General features: G+C 68.6%; 15 protein-coding genes, 1 tRNA gene, 1 other RNA gene and 1 pseudogene. 11 read left to right on the forward strand and 7 right to left on the reverse strand.

Going from position 1 to position 19,917, the window contains the following annotated elements; translation table 11 throughout:
* Nucleotides 1-20 precede the first annotated feature (20 nt).
* The 3 genes from PSR88_RS21300 to PSR88_RS21310 all read right to left on the reverse strand — a co-directional run bounded on the left by PSR88_RS21300 (nt 21) and on the right by PSR88_RS21310 (nt 1,811).
* Nucleotides 21-980: an alpha/beta hydrolase gene (locus PSR88_RS21300; RefSeq protein WP_009477251.1), complete on the reverse strand. Its 960-nt coding sequence runs from the start codon at nt 978-980 to the stop codon at nt 21-23.
* A gap of 189 nt (nt 981-1,169) precedes the next feature.
* A tRNA-Ser gene (locus PSR88_RS21305) sits at nt 1,170-1,257 on the reverse strand.
* Nucleotides 1,258-1,316: 59 nt separating this feature from the next.
* The gene (locus PSR88_RS21310) at nt 1,317-1,811 is read right to left on the reverse strand and encodes a DUF3558 family protein (protein WP_011596665.1); all 495 of its coding nucleotides are present in this window, start codon (nt 1,809-1,811) and stop codon (nt 1,317-1,319) included.
* Nucleotides 1,812-1,936: 125 nt separating this feature from the next.
* Between PSR88_RS21310 and ffs the strand changes: the two genes are divergently transcribed.
* Nucleotides 1,937-2,031, forward strand: an RNA gene (gene ffs / locus PSR88_RS21315) — signal recognition particle sRNA small type.
* Between the two features lie 43 nt (nt 2,032-2,074).
* Nucleotides 2,075-3,373 carry an aminotransferase class I/II-fold pyridoxal phosphate-dependent enzyme gene (locus PSR88_RS21320; RefSeq protein WP_011596666.1) on the forward strand — a complete coding sequence of 433 codons (1,299 nt, stop codon included), beginning with the start codon at nt 2,075-2,077 and terminating at the stop codon, nt 3,371-3,373.
* A gap of 51 nt (nt 3,374-3,424) precedes the next feature.
* On the opposite strand, the gene PSR88_RS21325 is transcribed toward PSR88_RS21320, so the two are convergent.
* Both PSR88_RS21325 and fepB read right to left on the reverse strand, forming a co-directional pair.
* Complete coding sequence (locus PSR88_RS21325) at nt 3,425-4,261, reverse strand: DUF1206 domain-containing protein (RefSeq protein ID WP_011596667.1); 837 nt, start codon at nt 4,259-4,261, stop codon at nt 3,425-3,427.
* A gap of 86 nt (nt 4,262-4,347) precedes the next feature.
* Nucleotides 4,348-5,358: a Fe2+-enterobactin ABC transporter substrate-binding protein gene (fepB, locus tag PSR88_RS21330; protein WP_011596668.1), complete on the reverse strand. Its 1,011-nt coding sequence runs from the start codon at nt 5,356-5,358 to the stop codon at nt 4,348-4,350.
* 73 nt (nt 5,359-5,431) lie between these two features.
* Here fepB and fes point away from each other — a divergent pair, with 73 nt between their 5' ends.
* Both fes and PSR88_RS21340 read left to right on the forward strand, forming a co-directional pair.
* On the forward strand, nt 5,432-6,655 hold the full coding sequence (gene fes, locus PSR88_RS21335; protein WP_016884480.1) for an enterochelin esterase: 1,224 nt from the start codon (nt 5,432-5,434) through the stop codon (nt 6,653-6,655).
* 86 nt (nt 6,656-6,741) lie between these two features.
* Nucleotides 6,742-7,335: an HhH-GPD-type base excision DNA repair protein gene (locus tag PSR88_RS21340; protein ID WP_011596670.1), complete on the forward strand. Its 594-nt coding sequence runs from the start codon at nt 6,742-6,744 to the stop codon at nt 7,333-7,335.
* A gap of 2 nt (nt 7,336-7,337) precedes the next feature.
* Here the strand turns inward: PSR88_RS21340 and PSR88_RS21345 are convergent, their stop codons facing one another.
* Nucleotides 7,338-8,684, reverse strand: a complete 1,347-nt coding sequence (locus PSR88_RS21345) for an ammonium transporter (RefSeq protein WP_009477258.1) — start codon at nt 8,682-8,684, stop codon at nt 7,338-7,340.
* A 210-nt stretch (nt 8,685-8,894) separates the two neighbouring features.
* Here PSR88_RS21345 and PSR88_RS21350 point away from each other — a divergent pair, with 210 nt between their 5' ends.
* The 4 genes from PSR88_RS21350 (at nt 8,895) to PSR88_RS21365 (ending at nt 14,622) form a co-directional block, all read left to right on the forward strand.
* Nucleotides 8,895-11,180, forward strand: coding sequence for a DNA polymerase III subunit gamma and tau (locus tag PSR88_RS21350; RefSeq protein WP_016884481.1), 2,286 nt, complete (start codon nt 8,895-8,897; stop codon nt 11,178-11,180).
* A gap of 84 nt (nt 11,181-11,264) precedes the next feature.
* Nucleotides 11,265-11,966, forward strand: a complete 702-nt coding sequence (locus PSR88_RS21355) for a hypothetical protein (protein WP_192815103.1) — start codon at nt 11,265-11,267, stop codon at nt 11,964-11,966.
* 44 nt (nt 11,967-12,010) lie between these two features.
* Nucleotides 12,011-13,954, forward strand: a complete 1,944-nt coding sequence (locus PSR88_RS21360; RefSeq protein ID WP_016884483.1) for a sensor histidine kinase — start codon at nt 12,011-12,013, stop codon at nt 13,952-13,954.
* Nucleotides 13,951-14,622 carry a response regulator gene (locus tag PSR88_RS21365; protein WP_009477263.1) on the forward strand — a complete coding sequence of 224 codons (672 nt, stop codon included), beginning with the start codon at nt 13,951-13,953 and terminating at the stop codon, nt 14,620-14,622. Before PSR88_RS21360 ends, PSR88_RS21365 begins: the two co-directional genes overlap by 4 nt.
* 304 nt (nt 14,623-14,926) lie before the next feature.
* Here the strand turns inward: PSR88_RS21365 and PSR88_RS21370 are convergent, their stop codons facing one another.
* Nucleotides 14,927-15,079 (reverse strand): hypothetical protein, encoded by a 153-nt coding sequence (locus tag PSR88_RS21370; RefSeq protein ID WP_192815104.1) that lies wholly within the window; start codon nt 15,077-15,079, stop codon nt 14,927-14,929.
* A 236-nt stretch (nt 15,080-15,315) separates the two neighbouring features.
* On the opposite strand from PSR88_RS21370, the gene PSR88_RS21375 reads away from it, so the two are divergent.
* The 3 genes and pseudogenes from PSR88_RS21375 to PSR88_RS21385 all read left to right on the forward strand — a co-directional run bounded on the left by PSR88_RS21375 (nt 15,316) and on the right by PSR88_RS21385 (nt 19,902).
* On the forward strand, nt 15,316-16,530 hold the full coding sequence (locus PSR88_RS21375) for an acetyl-CoA C-acetyltransferase (RefSeq protein ID WP_005253367.1): 1,215 nt from the start codon (nt 15,316-15,318) through the stop codon (nt 16,528-16,530).
* Between the two features lie 29 nt (nt 16,531-16,559).
* Nucleotides 16,560-18,698 (forward strand): 3-hydroxyacyl-CoA dehydrogenase NAD-binding domain-containing protein, encoded by a 2,139-nt coding sequence (locus tag PSR88_RS21380; RefSeq protein WP_011596676.1) that lies wholly within the window; start codon nt 16,560-16,562, stop codon nt 18,696-18,698.
* A 154-nt stretch (nt 18,699-18,852) separates the two neighbouring features.
* A pseudogene (locus tag PSR88_RS21385) lies at nt 18,853-19,902 on the forward strand (hypothetical protein).
* Nucleotides 19,903-19,917 lie beyond the last annotated feature (15 nt).

A 19,917-nucleotide genomic window follows, 5' to 3' on the forward strand; every position in this document is an offset into this window, starting at 1 on the left:
AGGCGCTCACGACGCCTGGCTCAGGAGGTTCCGAGGGCGGGCGCCAGCGTGTTGGCCCAGGACTCGTGCAAGCGGTCCTGCCAGTAGTTCCACGTGTGGAGGCCGTCGTCGGTGATGTGGGTCTGCAGGTTGGCGCCGGCGCGCTGCGCCGCGGGCACGAACACCTTGCTGCTCAGACCGGAGGCGGTCTCGAGGGGGACCGTCTGCGAGAACTTCACCGGGTCGAACGAGGCGCTGTCCGGGTCGACGGTCGGATCGCTGGCCGTCGAGCCTGCGCCCGACGAGATGTAGACGGACTTGCCGCGCAGCGCGCCGACGTTGAGCAGCGGGTCGTTGCGAAGCCACGCACCCGACGGCCAGAAGCCCCACATGTTCAGCGCGTTGCCACCCATCTGGGCGACGGACACCTGGATGCCCTGCGCGAAGCCGGGCGAGCTGGCCGTCGGGTAACCGCTGTACGACGCGACCGCCTTGTAGAAGTCGGGGCGGTGAGTGGCGAGGTTCAACGCGGAGGTGCCGCTCATCGACAGACCCGCGACCGCGTTGTTCACCCCGTCGCTGCCGAACTGGGAAGCCATCACCGGGGGCAGCTCATTGGTCAGGAACGTCTCCCACTTGACGCGGCCGAGCTTCGGGTCGTCGCGCTGCCAGTCGGAGTAGAAGGTTCCGCCACCGCCGAACGGGATGACCACGTTGACGTGCTTGCCGGCGAAGAAACTCTCCACGTCGGTCTCGATCAGCCAGCCGTTGTTGTCGTCCGGTGCCCGCAGACCGTCGAGCAGGTACAGGGTCGGCGCGGGGCCGCCGCCCGCGGCCTTGAGCACCTTGACGGGAATGTCCTTGTCCATCGACGGTGAATACACCGAGATCAGGGCCGAGTCGGCGTGGGCGACGCCGGTTCCGGCCAATACGGACACGAGGCCCGATGCCAACACTGCGACCAAACCCACGATCAGTGCGCGGGTGCGACGAATCGCCATACGAATGTCCTTTTATCTCGAATCGACACACAGCACAGCGAACGCTGCACCGCCGACGATAACAGGAAGATAACGGGTTGCGCCCGTTGTGGCCAGGACTTTCGGCTCCGGCAGCCGGTCGGTGGTCGCTCTGAGGACCGAAAAAGGAACCCCTGCGAACCGCTTCTCAGCAGTTCACAGGGGTTCCTGTGGCGGAGGATAGGGGATTTGAACCCCTGAGGGCGTTAACCCAACCCGCGTTCCAGGCGAGCGCCATAGGCCACTAGGCGAATCCTCCGTGGAGGAGCATACCCAACGACGGCGGCTCACCGTTAAACGGCCAGGTAGCCGCCCGTTCTAGGCCCACTTCAGCTGGGTGAGGGCGTGCTCGGCGAGGGGGACGGACCGGTCGCAGGACGTGTCCGGGTTCGCGGTGGCGTCGAGACCGAATTTCGTCTCGATCGACAGGGTGCCCGCATCGGTGGTGACCTCGAGGATGCACTGGTACTTGCTCTCGGCGAGTGCGCGCCCCTCGAGTCCGCCGACGTCGATCGTGCGCAGCGGGTCGACCGGTTCCGGCGCGCTCGTAGTGGTGATCGTCACGGTGTTCAGTGCCTCGGGCTTGCCCCACGTGCAGGCGCGACGTTCGGGACTGTCGGTGGCGGTGCCCTCGCCGGCGCCTGCCGTGAGAAGCGGTGCGAGCGTCGCATCGTCGGCGAGCGTGCACGGCTCGGCCGCGTCCCAGCTCACCGCGTCCGACGTGGCTGCGTCGTCGCTGCCTCCGCCGCACGCCGACAGTGCTGCCACGACGGCGGCGAGTGTCACCGCGTGTGCTGTCCTTCTGAGTTTCATCCCGATCCTTTGCCGAAGGTGGCCGAATGCGGGGGCGACGGTAGCACTGGCCGTGGTCAGAGGTGCGGCGTCGGGCCCGGGCCGGGGTGGATCCCGACCACGTCTCGGGGCCGTCTACACTCTGTGGTGGATCCCGCGCGGCGCGCATCCTGTGAACTCCCCCAGGGCCGGAAGGCAGCAAGGGTCAACGGGCTCTGCCGGGTGCGCGGGGTCCCCTATCTTTCGCATACCCGACCCACGACGTCGGTGAGAGGCCGCTCCTGATGACCAACCAGACCCAGATCGGGTTGATGAGCCATGAGGAACTACTTTCGGAGCACGAGCGCCAGACTGCGAGTTACGCGCAGCTGAAGACGGAGAAGCTCACGCTCGACCTCACTCGCGGCAAGCCCTCGCCCGAGCAGCTGGATCTGTCGGCGGCGCTGCTGACACTGCCCGGTGACGGCGACTTCCGCGACGGCAACGGCACCGACACCCGCAACTACGGTGGGCTGACCGGTCTGCCGGAGCTGCGCGCCATCTTCGGTGAACTGCTCGGCATCCCCGTCGAGAACCTGCTCGCCGGCAACAACGCCAGCCTCGAGATCATGCACGACAACGTCGTGTTCGCCCTGCTGCACGGCACCCCCGACTCCCCGCGCCCGTGGTCGCAGGAGGAGAAGGTCAAGTTCCTGTGCCCGGCACCCGGTTACGACCGCCACTTCGGGATCACCGAGACCTACGGCATCGAGATGATCCCGGTGCCGATGCGCCCGGACGGCCCCGACGTGGGCGTCATCTCCGAGCTGGTGGCGAACGATCCGCAGATCAAGGGTCTGTGGGCCGTCCCCAACTACTCCAATCCCACGGGCGCGGTGTACTCGGAAGAGGTCACGCGGACGTTGGCGTCGATGCCGACCGCCGCCCCCGACTTCCGGCTGTTCTGGGACAACGCCTATGCCGTCCACCCGCTCGTCGGCGAGACGGCGCCGTCGCTGGACATCCTCGGGATGGCCGCAGAGGCGGGTAACCCGAACCGGCCGCTCGTGTTCGCGTCGACGTCGAAGATCACGTTCGCCGGTGCCGGCGTCAGCTTCTTCGGTTCCTCGACCGCGAACCTGGCCTGGTACCAGAAGTACCTCGGTAAGAAGAGCATCGGTCCCGACAAGCTGAACCAGCTGCGGCACCTGCGGTTCTTCGGTGACGCCGAGGGCGTGCGCGCCCACATGGAGAAGCACCGCGAGATCCTGGCGCCGAAGTTCGCGCTCGTCCTGAAGATTCTCGAGGATCGTCTCGGGGCGTCGAAGGTGGCGTCGTGGACGGAGCCGAAGGGCGGATATTTCATCAGCCTGGACGTCGTCGAGGGCACCGCGAAGCGCGTCATCGCTCTGGCGAAGGACGCGGGGATCGCGCTCACCGCCGCCGGATCGGCGTTCCCGTACGGTGTCGACCCCGAGGACAAGAACATCCGGCTCGCGCCGAGCTTCCCCTCGATGGAGGATCTGGACAAGTCGATGAACGGTGTCGCGACGTGCGTGCTGCTCGCGGCCACCGAATCACGCCTGGACCTGCCGAAGTCCTAGTAGACGACGTCCGGCCGCTCACCCTTGGCGGGTGAGCGGCCGGACGTGTCTCTACATCCTGGCGTAGCGCGCCATCACGAAGCTGTACAGCCCGTACGCGGCGATGCCCAGTCCGGCGAGGACGAGGAGGAACTGCCCGAACGGCGCCGAACCCAGGGTCTTGACCGCGCCGTCGAGGCCCGTGGCCTTGGACGGGTCGGCGTTGAAGACCGCCACGATCACCAGCACGCCCGCGCCCGCGATGACGAGGCCCTTGGCTACGTAGCCGACCACTCCGAGGGGCTCGACGAGCTTCGACGGGGTGCCCTTCAGGTCGTCCAGGAAGTTCTTCGACGCCCCCTTGTAGATGTGGTAGCCGCCGATCGCGATTGCGCCGAGACCCACCACCACGAGAAGGATCTTGCCTCCCCCGGACTCCATGAGGCGTGCACTCATTCCGGCGTTCTGCTGACCGCTCGATTTCCCGCCGCCGCTCGCGAACTGGTAAGCCGAGAAGGCGAACGCGAAGTAGACGACGGCCAGGCCGAACGCCTTCGCGCGGTCCAGCAGGGACGTCTTTTCGCCGTCGCCCCCGGAATTCTCGGTGGCATGGGGTCCGAGAACGGTCTCGGCGAGCCGCCACAGCGCCATCGCGATGAACGCGACCATCGCCACCCACAGCACGAACCGGCCACCGGGTTTGGCGGCCAGGGCGCCGAGGGCCCCGGACTGATCGGCGTTGCCGCCGGTGCCGAACGCCAGCTGGACGATGATGTACGCGATCAGCAGGTGGACGAAACCGCTCATCACGTGGCCGGCGCGCGCGACCCGTTCGAAAGTGTTGCTGTCGGTTGCCCTGTCGACGGCGCGGCTCATCCCGTTGGCTCGGTTCGTTTCGTTCTGGGCCATCGGGTGTCCTTCGGGTTGTGCGAACGGACCGGAGTCCCTTTCACGTAGAGGTACCCGGTATGGGCCGCGCCGACACGGGGTGAGCGTTATCGCACTGTGTTCGTGACCCGGTCGATCAGGTTGGACGCGCTGTAGTAGTCGAGGCGGAAGCTGTCCTTCCCGAGCCCGATCACCTGCTTCTTCTCCACGGACGGCGTCTCCCGCAGCGTCGGATCGGCGAGGAACCTGTCGGCGTCCGCTGCTTCACCGATCACGATGAACGTGGTGTTGCCGGGCACCGCACGCGGCAGGTTCTCCTGCCCGGCAGGCACGACGTCCTTGCGGCCGGCCATGATGCCCTTGTCGGCGGCGGTGAGGTCGGACGGCAGCTCGGCAAGCGAGAATCCGAGGCGTTCCAGCAGGATGCCCTGCGCCGAGTCGGCGGTGAAGATCCGCGACTCCTCCGGCGAGTTGTATGCGAGCACATTCACCGGGTTCGCCGCAGCGACCCTGTCGCCCAGCGCCGACTTGGCGTCGTCGAGTTGCTGGTCGAACTTCGCGACGACGGCGTCGGCCTGCTCCTCGGCCCCGATGGCCGCGGCGATCTGTCCGCTGAGGGCCTGCCACGACTTGTCGTCGTATCGCAGCACCACGACGGGCGCGATCTGCTTCAACGTGTCCACCTGATCGAGCGCCGAGTCGCCGCCGGTGGCGGACACGAAGATGAGGTCCGGATCGGCGGCGGTGATCTTCTCGACGTTGGGTTCGCCCTGGTACAGCGTCTCGACGCCGCGCTCGGCGGCGATGTCCGCCCACTGCGTGAACAGACCGTTCTCGTCGGTGACGTCGCTGGCTCTCTGCGCGCCGGTACCGATCAGGGGGGCGTCGAGGGCGAGTAGTGAGCCGGTGAGGGTGACGCTGGTGGACACGATCCGCTCGGGCTTCTGTTCGATCGTGACGCTGCCGGTCTCGTCGGTGACGGTGCGCGGCCAGTTCTGGTCGGACGCGGCGGTGGTGCCGGTGGTCGCGGCGTCGGAATCGGGATCGGACGAGCACGCGGCAGCGCCGATCCCGACGGCGAGGACAGCGACGGCTGCCAGTGAGCGACGAAGTTTCACGGTAGGACTCTCTTTCGCACGGGTAAGGAAGCTGATTTAGGTTAGCGTTACCTACATTCGAATGGGGAGTTGGATGCTGCAACGAGTGCCGGGACCCGAGCGTCGCGTCGTGCGCGCACGGTCGATCGACGACCTGACGCGTGACGGCGTCCCCGCGTTCTGGGGCCGTCTCACCGCCGTGGGCAGTCCCCTCATCGAGCGGGATGGGGGCGACCCCGGCTGTGTGATCGCCACGTTCTGCTGGCGGGATCCGGACGGCGACGAGCGCACGTCACGCACGCGGCACGTCTACCTCGACGCCAACGGAATCACCGACCGCTCCCGCCTGGAACAGGCCGCGCTGTCGCGGCTACCCGGCACCGACCTGTGGTCGCTCTCGATCGAGGTCCCCGAGAAGTGGCGGGGCGCTTACCGTTTCATTCCCCGGACGGAACCACTGACAGTTCCCGGCGACACCCCGGGCTGGCAGTGGTGGCGGAGCGTGCTCGCCGACGCGCAACCCGACCCGTTCAACCCACTGCCGACGCGGGTGGTGCAGACCGGCGACAGCTCCGAGGCGGTGATGCCGGCAGCGCCCGCGCAGCTCTGGTGGACGGACCGGCCGGGCCGCGGCGCGCTTCACGAGACGACGTTCACGCTGTCGGGTACGCGACGGTCGGTGTGGGTCTGCGAACCGCCCGGACTCGCTGCTCGGAATCGTCCGGTCGTGGTGTTGCTGGACGGCCGGACGTGGGCGGTCGACCTGCCGATCGCGGGCGCCGTCGACGCACTCGGACGTGCCGGGCACCGGGTTCCGCTCGTCGTGATGGTCGACAGTGTCGGACCCGAACTGCGATCCCAGGAGCTCGGCTGCAGTCCCGCGTTCGCCGCCGGTCTCGCCGGCGAACTGCTTCCCTGGCTGCGGCGGGAATGGGGTGCCACCGACGACCCCGCGTCGACGATCGTGGCCGGCTGCAGCCTGGGCGGACTGGCGGCGTGCCACCTCGCGCTGACGGCCCCGCACGTGTTCGGCTGCGCCGTCAGCCTGTCCGGATCGTTCTGGTGGCCCGGCTCGGGACCGGGAGTCCCTTTCCAGGACCGCGTCCGCGCCGCGGCCCCGTCGACCAGTCGGTTCAGTGTGGAGGTCGGGACCCTCGAATGGATGCTCGTCGAACCCAACCGCGAGGTGCGCGACCTGTTGGCCGGCGCCGGCAACGACGTGCGGTACCGCGAGTTCTGCGGGGGCCACGACGTCCTGCACTGGCGCGACGGTCTGATCGCCGGCGTGGCCGCGATGCTGGAGCGTACCGACCGGTAATGCAGTGATGTGGATAACTCTGTGAATAAACCGCGCGTCGAGGTGAAGGGCGCACCCGCCCGATCGTGGGATGGCAGGATCGGACCATGGCACGCACGCTGAATCTGGTAGGGGATCCGGACGCCGACGCACTCCTGGCGAGTGATCCGCTGGCGTTGCTCATCGGGATGTTGCTCGATCAGCAGGTGCCGATGGAGACGGCGTTCGCGGGTCCGAAGAAGCTGGACGACCGGCTCGGCGGCCTCGAGGTGCATCGCATCGCGGAGATGGATCCGGAGGAGTTCGCGGCCGTCTGCTCGCAGACCCCGGCGGTCCACCGGTTTCCCGGATCGATGGCCACCCGCATCCAGTCGCTGTGCGCGTTCCTCGTCGAGAACTACGACGGCAGCGTCGAGGCGTTGTGGACGAGCGGCGACCCCGACGGCAAAGAGGTCCTGAAGCGGCTGAAGGCGCTGCCGGGGTACGGCGATCAGAAAGCCCGCATCTTCCTGGCGCTGCTCGGCAAGCAGATCGGTGTGGAGCCGAAGGGCTGGCGGGAGGCCGCAGGGGACTACGGCACCGAGGGCTCACGGCGTTCGATCGCGGACGTCGTGGACGACACGAGTCTCCACGAGGTCCGCGAGTTCAAGAAGGCCGCGAAGGCCGAGGCGAAGAAGGCTGCGGCGGCGAAGAAGAAGTAGCCCTACTCGGAATCGGAGGGGTTCTGCTTCCGTTCGGCGTCCAGGTGCCGCCGGCGTTCGGCCTCGTGCATCCACGGGAAGACACTGTTGCCCTGACCACCGCCGCCCGGACCGTGCCCGAGCACACCGTGTTCGTACGCCGATTCGGCGTGCAACGCGAGGTCGATGCCGGACGACTCGTCCTCCGCGCTCACCCGGAACCCGAAGATCCGGTCGATCAGTTTGCCCAGCGCATACGTCACGCCGAACGCGTACAGGGCGACGACCACCACGGCGAGCACCTGCTTACCGAGTTGCGCGAACCCGCCCCCGTAGAAGAGGCCTTCCGGTCCGCCGGTCATGACCTCGGTGGCCAGCAGTCCGATCAGAAGGGTGCCGACGATGCCGCCCATCAGGTGGACTCCCACGACATCGAGCGAGTCGTCGTACCCGAGACGGAACTTCCAGCCGACGGCGAACGAGCAGACCACACCGGCGACGGCGCCGACGACGAGTGCCCCGACCATGCTCACGGTGCCGCAGGACGGGGTGATCGCGACCAGGCCGGCGACGACGCCGGACGCCGCACCGAACGTGGTGGGGTGACCGTCCCGCTTCTGTTCGACGAGCAGCCAGCCGAGCAGACCGGTGCACCCGGCGACGAGGGTGTTCAGGAAGATCGCGGCGGCGGTGCCGTCGGCGGCGAGCGCGGAGCCGGCGTTGAAACCGAACCAGCCGAACCACAGCAGGCCGACGCCCAGCAACACCAGCGGAAGGTTGTGGGGACGCATCGACTCGGACCGGAAACCGAGACGCGGGCCCAGGACCAGCGCCAACGCCAGGCCCGACGCTCCGGACACGATCTCGACGACCAGTCCGCCCGCGTAGTCGAGGGCACCGAACTGCGCGATCCAGCCCTGCGGGTTCCACACCCAGTGCGCGACGGGTGCGTAGACGACGAGGGCCCAGACGGGCACGAAGATCATCCAGGCCGAGAACTTGGCCCGATCGGCGATCGCACCGCTGATCAGTGCGGCGGTGATGATCGCGAACGTCAGCTGGAACGTGGCGAACAGGATCTCGGGCACCTGCCCGTGGACGGTGGTGGGGTCGATGCCCACCATCCCCAGGTGCTCCAGCCCGCCGATCAGTCCGCCGCCGATGTCGTCACCGAAGATGAGGGAGTACCCGGCCACCAGCCACGCGACCGTGACCAGCGCGATCGACACGAAGCTCATCATGATCATGTTCAGTACGCCGGTGGAACGGACCATTCCGCCGTAGAACAGGGCGAGCCCCGGCGTCATCAGAAGGACCAGCGCGGTACTGATCAGAAGCCAGGCGGTTGCTCCGGCGTCGATTGCAGGCACGACATTCTCCTCACACCCCGGGACGAAACCCGGCGCGGAAAGTCACGATGACCGCGAGCGGTTTCGACTGTGCTGCCGCTGCGTTGCGAACGTGTTACGCAATGCGGTCAGGTTCGGACTTGCGCCTGTGAGTAGCGCCCCGAGCGAGTGCCGAGCGGGCGCTTCGACCACCCGGCCCGGACTGTCGGGGACCGCCGGTAGTCTTTCCGCGTGGCCCTGTACCGGAAGTACCGACCCGCATCCTTCTCTGAGGTGGTGGGGCAGGAGCACGTCACCGAACCACTGAGCACCGCTCTCGACGCCGGACGGATCAACCACGCGTATCTGTTCTCCGGTCCCCGCGGCTGTGGCAAGACGTCGTCTGCCCGCATCCTGGCCCGATCCCTGAACTGCGTCGAGGGTCCCACCTCGACGCCGTGCGGCCAGTGCCCCTCGTGCGTGGCGCTCGGCCCCGGCGGTTCGGGCAACCTCGACGTCACCGAACTCGACGCGGCCAGCCACGGTGGTGTCGACGACACCCGTGAGCTGCGCGACCGCGCGTTCTACGCGCCCGCCGAGTCCCGGTACCGGGTGTTCATCGTGGACGAGGCCCACATGGTCACCACGGCCGGTTTCAACGCGCTCCTCAAGATCGTCGAGGAGCCGCCGGAGCACCTCATCTTCATCTTCGCCACCACCGAACCCGAGAAGGTGCTGCCGACCATCCGTTCGCGCACCCATCACTACCCGTTCCGGTTGCTCGCACCGGCGACGATGCGCGGGTTGCTGGAGAAGATCTGCCAGCAGGAGAGTGTGCCGGTCGCGGACCCGGTGTATCCGCTGGTCATCCGTGCGGGTGGCGGTTCGCCGCGTGACTCGCTGAGCATCCTCGATCAGCTGCTCGCCGGCGCGGGCGACGAGGGTGTCACCTATCCGCGCGCTCTCGCGCTGCTCGGCGTCACCGACGTCGCGCTGATCGACGACGCCGTGGACGCGCTCGCCACCGGCGACGGTGCAGCGCTGTTCGGAACGGTCGACCGCGTGATGGACGCCGGACACGATCCGCGCCGGTTCGCCGTCGACCTGCTCGAGCGTCTGCGCGACCTCATCCTGATGCAGGCGGTGCCCGACGCCGCCGAACGTGGCTTGGTCGACGCGCCCGGCGACGTGCTCGAGCACATGCGCGCCCAGGTCCAGCGGATCGGTCCCGCCACGCTCACCCGCTACGCCGAGGTGATGCACGCAGGTCTCGGTGAGATGCGCGGCGCCACCGCCCCCCGCCTCCTGCTCGAAGTGATGTGCGCCCGGATGCTGCTGCCCGCGGCGTCCGATGCGGAGTCCGCCGTGCTGCAGCGACTCGAACGGGTCGAACGCGGACTTCCGCCCGCCGGGTCGGCGCCGGCCGTCGACGCGGCCGAGCGGCCCGCGGCGGCTCCTGCGCGTGCGCCGCAACAACCCGCCGAGCCGGAGCCGGAACCGAAGTTCCAGCGACCGTCGATGCGCCAGGCCGCGGCGGCCACCGTGCCCCCGCCGCCCGAGCCGGAACCCGAACCGATGCCGCGGCCGGTTCCGGAGCCCGCGCCGACGCCCGTTCCCGAACCGGAGCCGCAGCCCGAACCGACGCCGGTTCCCGAACCGACGCCCGCGCCCGAGCCCGAGCCCGCCCCTGTTCCCGCGCCCGAGCCCGCGCCGACTCCCGCACCGGCGCCCGCTCCTGTGCCGGAACCCGAGCAGACCCCTGTGCCGGAACCGACTCCTGTGCCCGAGCCGACCCCTGCACCGGAGCCGACTCCCGAACCCGAGCCGGAGCCGCCGATCGCCCCCGAGGTGGAGGCGGAGCCCGCCGCATCCGCCGGCCCGGATGCTGCCGCGCTGCGGGAAGCCTGGAATTCGCTGCGCGAAAAGGTGAGTCAGCGGAACAAGATCCTGCCTGCCATGTTGTCGGCCGCGACGGTGCACGACGTTCAGGGCTACCGCCTGATCCTGGCGCACCCCGTTCCCAACCTGGGCGCTCGCATCGCGTCCCCGCACAACGCCCAGGTGATCACCGAGGTGCTCGCCGAGATGTTCGGCGGCACCTGGGAAGTGGAGTACCAGGCCGGCGCTCCGACGGCGCCGCCGCCGCCGGTCGCGAAGGCCGCCGCAGCGCCGACGAAACCGGCAGGCGCACCGCGGTTCTCCCGGCCCAGCCAGGAGCGGACCGCACAGCGCCCGCCGCAGCAGCAGTCCGACACGCAGCGCTCCGATTCGGCGGGTCCGGCTGCGGGACAGGCACGTCCGTCGTCCGAACCGGACGACGACATCCCGCCGCCGGAGGCACCCGACTATCCGGATGATCCCGGGCCGATCGACTACGAGGCTTCGGCGACCACGCCACCCGTCTCCACACCCGAGGACGAGGAAGAGATGTTCGCGGAGGCGGCGGAACCCGTCGATCCCACGACGCGCCGCGACCCGGAAGACGTGGCGTTCGAACTGCTCAAGGACATGCTCGGGGCCAAGAAGCTCGAGGGCTGACCCGACGGGGCCGTCAAGGCGGTCCCGCCACATCGGGACAACCGCCCCTGGTGCCCGGGACGCCGGGTGGCCGATTCTCGTCCCATGAGCACAGTGAACGTTTCAGACGGCGTGCAGAACGAGGTCCCGGCGACCGCACGACCGCGAAGTGGCAGCCGATGGTGGGCCTACGTCGGGGTCCTCGCCGGCGTGGCCGGAATCGTGGGCATCCAGGCGAGCATGTCGATCGACGCCGTCTACGCGGAGGCGTCGGCCGGCGACGCGGTCGCCATCATGAACGGCCTCGCCGAACAGCGCACCGGGATCCTCGTCATGCACGTGTCGATCATGACCACGGCGCTGCTGATCCTCGTCTTCGCCGCCGGGCTGTCCCAGCGGCTGCGGGCAGCGTTGCCCGCCGAGAGCATCCTGCCGTCGGTCGCGGCGTTCGGTCTGGTCCTGACGTCGGCGGCGTGCCTGCTGGGAACCGGCCTGACCACCGAGTTGGTGTTCGGTCTCGGTGACACGGACCAGTTGGTGCCGGAGTTCGCGGTGGTCGGTGGCCACTGGATGGGCACCATCCCGTGGCTGTGGGCGGGCGCCGGGGTCAGTGCGCTGGCGGTGGCCGTCGCGCTGCTGCGCAGACAGGCGGGCCCGCGGTGGATCGGCTGGGTCAGCCTGGTCCTGGGCCTGGTGACGGCCGTCATCGGCGTCTCGCCGCTGCAGTACCTCGCCGGGTTCACCGGACCGCTGTGGGTGCTGGTGAGCGCGATCGGATTCGCTTTCGCCGACACCGTGCGCGAGTAGAGGCGATACTCGTTCGCATCATGGTGAAGCAGAAGGACACTCGAATGACCGAGGGGTCGGCAGGTACGGGCGGTGCGCCCGTACCCGCTGCTGTCATGGCGGTGTCCGCGTGGATTCTGGTCGTCCTGTCCGTGGTGGCGTTCGTCCGGGCCGATCCGGGCATCGATTCGAACCAACTGTTCTTCCTGGTGGACGTCGTCGGGGCGGCGGTCTACGGGACCGTGGCGGGGATCGTCCTCACGCGGCGGGTGCACCCGGTGCCGATCATCATGGGGCTCACCGCGATCGGCGTGGGTGTCGCCGCGCTGAGCTACAGCTATTCGCAACTCGCGCTCGTGCGTCCCGGTTTGCCGTGGGTCGACGTGCTGTCGCCGCTGCAGAACACCGCGTGGATTCCGGGGACGCTCAGCCTGTTCCTCATCGTGCCGTGGCTGATCCGCGACCACCCGCTCGGCGTCGGCGCGAAACTCGGCGTCCTCGCGGGCATCGCGGCGACGTCCTGGTACTTCTGGTCCCGTACGTTCACGGAGATCCCCGCAGTGTGGGTGATCGCGCCCGTTCTCGTCGTCGGCTCCGCGGCGGCGGCGGACTGCGGGTGGCGGTGGCGGCACGGCCCACCCGACGAGCGTGTCGGGCTCGGATGGATGTGCCTCGGCACGGCGCTGATGACGGCCGCATACGTTCCGTTGGCGCTGCCCGCGTCGCTGCCGGGACTGTGGGTGCTCAACCCGTTGGTGCACTTGGCTGTTCAGGCGTTCTATCCGGTCGCGATCCTGGTGTGCATCCTGCGTCAGCGCATGTGGGGGCTGAACCTCGCCGTCAGCCGCGCGACGGTGGCCGGCACCCTCACCGTCCTGCTGCTGGTGCTCTACGTGGTGGTGGCCACGGCCGTGGCGGCGCTGCTGCCCGAAGGCGATTCGGTGGGGGCGCAGGTGGTTGCGGCGGGTGTCGTCGCCGTCGCGGTGCAGCCGGTCCGGTTGTGGCTGCAGCGGCGGGTGCACCGCCTCGTCTACGGCGAGGGCGCGGATCCGGCGCGGGCCGTCCGGACCCTGGGCCGGCAGTTCGGCAGTGCCGAGACCCCGGAACAACTCCTGGAGGGTCTCGCGGCCGGGGTGGGCGTCGCGTTGCGGCTCGAATCCGTATCCGTGCGGCGCACCAGCGGGGTTGCCGCGGTGTGGGGTTCGGCGACGGGGCACGCCGAGTCGGTGGAGTTGGTCCACCGCGGTGCGGTGCTGGGGACGATGGTCGTGACGGCGCCGCCGGGGGAGTCGCTGGGGGCGCGCACCCGCCGGTCGCTCACCGAACTGTCGGCGGTGGTGACGGCCGGTCTCGTCGTGCTGCAGTCGGCGGAGAACCTGCAGGAGGCGCGACGCCGGCTGGCGTCCGTGCGACTGGAGGAGCGGCAGATGATTCGCCGCGAACTGCACGACGGACTGGGTCCGTCGCTGGCGGGTATCCGACTCGGCCTGCGGGGCGCCCGGAACCTGCTCGGGTCGGATCCGGTCGCTGCCGCGGAACTCATCGACGCACTGCAGGAGCAACTCGACCATCAGGTGGAGGGCGTCCGGCAGCTGTCCCGCAGCATGTTCCCGCCGGTGCTCGACGAGCTCGGCTTGATCCCGGCCCTGCACGAACTGGCGGCCAACCAGTCGCGCAGCGGATTCCACCTGAGGGTGCAGGCCGATCCGCCGCCGAGGCTGGGCGCGGAGATCAGCGCCGCGGTGTACGGGATCGTCGTCGAGGCCGTCACCAATGCGCGCAGGCACAGTGGCGCCGACGGCTGCCGGGTCGACGCCACGTTCGCGCGGGAGATGCTCACCGTCGTCATCCACGACGACGGGTGCGGGTTCGATCCGGCCGGGGGCGGCGGCGTCGGGACCCGGTCGATGCGCGAGCGGGCCCACGAACTCGGCGGCACGCTCCACATCGAATCCGGCCGTCCGACAGGCACGGTGGTCACGGCCCGGCTACCGTTGACCGCATCATGAGCGCCGCTGCGAATTCCACCACCTCGTCCATCCGGGTCGCCGTCGTCGACGACCACCCGGTGTTCCGGCTGGGCATGGTTGCGTTGCTGTCGACCCTGGACGGCATGGAGGTGGCCGCCCAGGCCAGCTCCGTCGCGGAGGCGCTCGACGTCGTCGACGGTGACGTCGACGTTGTGCTGATGGACCTCGAACTCGGGGACGGTTCGGGGGTGGACGCCACCCGGCGGCTCGTCGAGCGGCACCCCGCACTGCGGGTGCTCGTGGTGACCATGCACGAGGACGATGAATCGCTGGTCGCGTCGGTGCGTGCCGGGGCTCGCGGCTACCTGGTGAAGGGGGCCGACCCGGGGGAGGTGGAACGGGCGGTCCGGGCGGTCGCCAACGGTGAGGTGATCCTCGGCGCCGCGGTCGCGGCCCGCGCGATGAGCTTCATGGCCGCCTCGCGCAGGGTGGGCCCCACGGTGTTTCCCGAGCTGACCGACCGGGAGCGTGAGGTCCTCGACCTCGTCGCCCGCGGCTACGACAACGCGAGCATCTCGCGCCGACTCGTGCTGAGCCCGAAGACCGTGCGCAACCACGTGTCCAACGTGCTGGCCAAACTCGGTGTGCCCGACCGTCCCGCCGCGATCGTCCGGGCACGGGACGCGGGTCTCGGCCTCGACGCCTGACCTCGCGGCATCCAGCCGGTGCTCGGCGAACATCCGGTTGTAAGTCGTGCTGGAAGGGCAGCCGTGCGCGTTCGAGAGCGAAGTAGTCCGCGACGGGCAGGGCAAGGCTCGCCATCGCCGCGGTGGCGGCGAGCGCCGACTCCGGGCCGTACGCCGGGAGTCGGTCCGCGCACTGCCGGTGATACGAGCCGAACTCGGCATAGTCGCCGCTCAGCAACCGCCTTCGGGACGTCGGGCTCGGTCACGTCGACGATGTCGCCGCCCAGTGCGCGGACGAGGTCGAGGAAGCTGGCGAACAAGGTCTCTATCGGGCCGGGCAGGTCGTCGGCGACACCCCGCGGCAACCCGATGCGCGTGCCGGACAGCGCGCGTGACCCACCCCCGGCGGCCAGCGGACGGTCACCGCACCCACGACCTCGGCGCCGAACAGTTGCCGGCGGGACAGTCGGGTGGTCACAGCGTGTTCTCCTCCGCTCGGTGTCGGGTCGAGCGCCGCGTCATTACAGTACGAAAAGGCGGGCCGGGCAGGGCGCAGACAGGCCGATCGTGATCGCCTGGGTCACGATCCAGGATCGCTTCGGTCCTTCCTTCCGTTTTGCAACACGTTCTAAGGTGGACGTGCCGGGGTATGCCCCGTGCAGAGCGCCGTGTGCACGGTCGGCGTCGACGCAGATAAGGAAGGAACACTCCACAGTGACCACAGAGGCATTCATTTATGAAGCCATCCGCACCCCGCGCGGCCGCGGAAAGAAGACCGGTTCGCTGCACTCGGTCAAGCCGATCTCGCTGGTCACCGGCCTGATCGACGAGCTCCGCGCCCGCTTCCCCGACCTCGACGAGGATCGCATCTCGGACCTGATCCTCGGCGTCGTCACCCCCGTCGGCGACCAGGGCATGGACATCGCCCGCGTCGCGGTCAACGACGCCGGACTGCCCGACACCGTCGGCGGCGTCCAGCTGAACCGGTTCTGCGCGTCCGGCCTCGAGGCCGTCAACACCGCCGCGCAGAAGGTGCGCTCCGGCTGGGACGAACTGGTCATCGCCGGCGGCGTCGAGTCGATGTCCCGCGTGCCGATGGGCTCCGATGGTGGACCGTGGGCGCTCGACCCGGCCACCAACTACGACAACTACTTCGTTCCCCAGGGTGTGGGCGCCGACCTGATCGCCACGATCGAGGGCTTCTCCCGCGAGGACGTCGACGCGTACGCCGTCCGCTCGCAGGACCTCGCCGCGAAGGCGTGGACCGGCGGCTACTTCGCCAAGTCCGTCGTCCCGGTCAAGGACATCAACGGTCTCACCGTCCTCGATCAGGACGAGCACATGCGTCCCGGCACCACGCTCGAGAACCTCGCGGGCCTCAACCCGTCGTTCGCCGGCGTCGGTGAGATGGGCGGCTTCGACGCCGTGTCGCTGCAGAAGTACCACTGGGTCGAGAAGATCAACCACGTCCATCACGGCGGCAACAGCTCCGGCATCGTCGACGGCGCCGCACTGGTCCTCGTCGGATCCGAGCAGGCGGGCAAGGACATGAGCCTGACCCCGCGCGCCCGCGTCGTCGCGACGGCCACCAGCGGTGCCGACTCCACGATCATGCTCACCGGCCCGACCCCGGCCTCGAAGAAGGTTCTCGCCGCCGCCGGTCTGACCGTCGACGACATCGACCTGTTCGAGATCAACGAGGCGTTCGCCTCCGTGGTGCTCAAGTTCCAGAAGGACCTGAACATCCCGGACGAGAAGCTCAACGTCAACGGCGGTGCCATCGCGATGGGACACCCGCTCGGAGCGACCGGCGCCATGATCACCGGCACCATGATCGACGAGCTCGAGCGCCGTAACGCCCGGTACGCCCTCATCACCCTGTGCATCGGCGGCGGTATGGGCGTCGCCACCATCATCGAGCGCGTCTGACCGCCCGGACCATCAGGAGACTTGAAGCAGTGAGCGAGCAGAACATCATCAACTGGGAGCAGGACGCCGACGGCATCGTCGTGCTCACCATCGACGATCCCAACCAGGGCGCGAACACCATGAACGACGCCTACATCTCCTCGATGAAGGCGACCGTCGACCGCCTCGTCGACGAGAAGGACTCCATCACCGGTGTCGTCATCACGTCCGGCAAGAAGACGTTCTTCGCCGGCGGCGACCTGAAGAACATGATCAAGGTCGGACCGGAGAACGCCGACGAGATCTACAGCCACAGCGTCGCGATCAAGTCGGACCTGCGCCGCCTCGAGACGCTCGGCAAGCCCGTCGTCGCCGCCATCAACGGTGCCGCGCTCGGTGGCGGACTCGAGATCGCCCTGGCCACGCATCACCGCGTCGCCGCGGACGTGAAGGGCGTCAAGATCGGCCTGCCCGAGGTCACTCTCGGCCTGCTGCCCGGTGGCGGCGGCGTCGTGCGCACCGTCCGCATGCTCGGCCTGCAGAACGCGCTCATGCAGGTGCTGCTCCAGGGTCAGCAGCGTGGACCGGTGCAGGCCAAGGAGGTCGGACTGATCGACGAGGTCGTGTCCTCGGTCGAGGAGCTGGTACCCGCCGCGAAGGCGTGGATCAAGGCCAACCCCGAGGGCGGCGTCCAGCCGTGGGACAAGAAGGGCTACCGGATCCCCGGCGGCACCCCGTCCACCCCGGCATTCGCAGCCAACCTGCCCGCGTTCCCCGCGAACCTGCGCAAGCAGCTCAAGGGTGCTCCCATGCCGGCACCGCGGGCCATCATGGCCGCCGCCGTCGAAGGTTCGCAGGTCGATATCGACAACGCGCTCCTCATCGAGGCCCGCTACTTCACGTCGCTGGTCACCGGCCAGGTCGCGAAGAACATGATCCAGGCGTTCTTCTTCGACCTGCAGGCCATCAACTCCGGGGCCTCCCGCCCCGAGGGCATCGAGAAGACCCCGATCACCAAGGTCGGTGTGCTCGGTGCCGGAATGATGGGCGCGGGCATCGCCTACGTGTCCGCGAAGGCCGGCTTCGACGTCGTCCTCAAGGACGTCACCATCGAGGCAGCCAACAAGGGCAAGGCGTACTCCGAGGGCATCGAGGCCAAGGCCCTCTCGCGTGGCAAGACCACCGAGGAGAAGTCGAAGACGCTGCTCGACCGCATCACGCCGACCGCCGACCCCGCCGACTTCGCCGGTGTCGACTTCGTCATCGAGGCCGTGTTCGAGTCGCAGGACCTGAAGCACAAGGTGTTCCAGGAGATCGAGGACATCGTCGAGCCGACGGCCCTGCTCGGCTCGAACACGTCGACCCTGCCGATCACCGGGCTGGCGACGGGTGTGAAGCGTCAAGAGGACTTCATCGGAATCCACTTCTTCTCGCCCGTCGACAAGATGCCGCTCGTCGAGATCATCCGCGGCGAGAAGACGTCCGACGAAGCCCTCGCGCGCGTCTTCGACTACGTGCAGGCCATCCGCAAGACACCGATCGTCGTCAACGACTCGCGCGGCTTCTTCACCTCCCGCGTCATCGGCACCTTCATCAACGAGGCCATCGCCATGCTGGCGGAGGGCATCGAGCCCGCCACCATCGAGCAGGCAGGCATGCAGGCCGGCTACCCGGCGGCACCGCTGCAGCTGTCCGACGAACTGAACCTCACGCTGATGCAGAAGATCCGCAAGGAAACCGCGGAAGCTGCGAAGGCCGAAGGCAAGGAACTGCCCGCCGATCCGGCAGGCGACGTCATCAACACGATGGTCGACAAGTTCGACCGCAAGGGCAAACTCGGCGGCGCCGGTTTCTATGACTACGCCGACGGCAAGCGCACCGGCCTGTGGCCCGGGCTGCGGGAGAACTTCGGTTCCAAGGAACTCGAGGTCCCGTTCCAGGACCTCATCGAGCGCATGCTGTTCATCGAGGCCATCGAAACGCAGAAATGCTTCGACGAAGGCGTGCTCCTCACCACCGCCGACGCCAACATCGGCTCCATCATGGGTATCGGCTTCCCCGCCTGGACCGGCGGTGTGTCGCAGTACATCCAGGGCTACGAAGGCGGCCAGGCCGGCTTCGTCAAGCGCGCTGAAGAACTCGCCGCCAAGTACGGTGAGCGCTTCACCCCGCCGGCCTCGCTGAAGTAGGCGGCTCCGCCGCCCGTGCGTGGTTAAGGAGTCTCTGGACTCGTTAACCACGCACGGGCTGAGTTATCCCCAACCTGTGGGTTATCCACAGGGCAATTCATTTTCCCAGGTGCGACACCGAGACCCGTCGGGGGTCTCGGTGATCGTGCCCGGTATGACCTCTACGCAATTCGCCGCCCTGAAAGACGTCGCCGACGCGCAGTTCGGCCTGATCAGCCACACGCAACTCCACGCCCTCGGGTTTCCCCGCAGCAGGGTTCGGCACCGCGTCGAATCCGGTCGGTGGCAAGCAGTGCTCCACGGTGTCTATTCGGTGAGCAACGGACCGATCACACGCGAGATGTCGCTGGAAGCCGCGCTGCTTTTCGGGGGCTAGGGCGCAGTCCTCAGCCACCACACGGCCGCTGAGGAATGGCAGATGATTCGCGTCGATCCCGCACACCCCGTGCACATCACCGTTCCTTATGGACGATCGGCCATCACCCAGCCTCCGACCGTTGTCGGTGCGGGCCTCGCTTCGGTCAGTTTGTGCCACCGGGAAGGAACTGTCGTGCATCCGGGAGTTGTCGTGCACCGGTCGAGGGCCCATGATTACATTGCCGTCGACACGGACCAACCCCGGACGGCAAGGGCGGATACGGCTCTGGATGTAGCTGTCGCCGAGCCCACGGCCCGGGACGCGTACACCCGGCTCATCGCCCTCGTGACCAATGCGCGGATCCCGCTGCGGGACATCCGGCGACGCATGGAGGAGCGACGACCGCGTCGGTACGGCAAGGTGCTAGAGGATGCGGTGCGACTGCTCGCCGACGGCGTCCAGTCGGTGCTCGAGTACCGCTACGCCACCGACGTCGAGGACGCGCACGGGCTTCCGCGGGCGCGGCGGCAGTCACCCGTGGTCGTGGACGGGCGCACCCTCTTCGAGGACTGCGACTACTCCGACCACGGTGTGCCGCTCATCGTGCGACTCGACGGACGCCGCGCGCACGCCATGGCGGAGGTCGCGTTCCGGGACCGCCGACGCGACAATGCCGCGGAACTGCAGGGGCGGCCTCGACTGGTCTACGGATTCGACGAGGTGACGAAGAACCCGTGTGTGGTGGCCCGCGAAGTGGAGACCGTGCTGGTGCGGGAGGGGTGGGTGAGGCCCGGCGACAACCCCTGCCGGGCCTGTGAGTGGTCAAGGAGTGCAGAGACTCCTTAACCACTCACGGGCGGC

It is taken from the genome of Rhodococcus sp. DK176 (assembly GCF_038447315.2).
GTDB classification, from domain to species: domain Bacteria; phylum Actinomycetota; class Actinomycetes; order Mycobacteriales; family Mycobacteriaceae; genus Rhodococcus_F; species Rhodococcus_F jostii_A.

Bases quoted from the DNA above. Each gene is read 5' to 3' on its own strand.
- PSR88_RS21310 (WP_011596665.1), bottom strand. From the start codon at position 1,811: ATGAAACTCAGAAGGACAGCACACGCGGTGACACTCGCCGCCGTCGTG.
- PSR88_RS21325 (WP_011596667.1), bottom strand. From the start codon at position 4,261: ATGGCCCAGAACGAAACGAACCGAGCCAACGGGATGAGCCGCGCCGTC.
- PSR88_RS21300 (WP_009477251.1), bottom strand. From the start codon at position 980: ATGGCGATTCGTCGCACCCGCGCACTGATCGTGGGTTTGGTCGCAGTG.
- PSR88_RS21360 (WP_016884483.1), top strand. From the start codon at position 12,011: ATGACCGAGGGGTCGGCAGGTACGGGCGGTGCGCCCGTACCCGCTGCT.
- PSR88_RS21340 (WP_011596670.1), top strand. From the start codon at position 6,742: ATGGCACGCACGCTGAATCTGGTAGGGGATCCGGACGCCGACGCACTC.
- PSR88_RS21355 (WP_192815103.1), top strand. From the start codon at position 11,265: ATGAGCACAGTGAACGTTTCAGACGGCGTGCAGAACGAGGTCCCGGCG.
- PSR88_RS21320 (WP_011596666.1), top strand. From the start codon at position 2,075: ATGACCAACCAGACCCAGATCGGGTTGATGAGCCATGAGGAACTACTT.
- PSR88_RS21365 (WP_009477263.1), top strand. From the start codon at position 13,951: ATGAGCGCCGCTGCGAATTCCACCACCTCGTCCATCCGGGTCGCCGTC.
- fes (WP_016884480.1), top strand. From the start codon at position 5,432: ATGCTGCAACGAGTGCCGGGACCCGAGCGTCGCGTCGTGCGCGCACGG.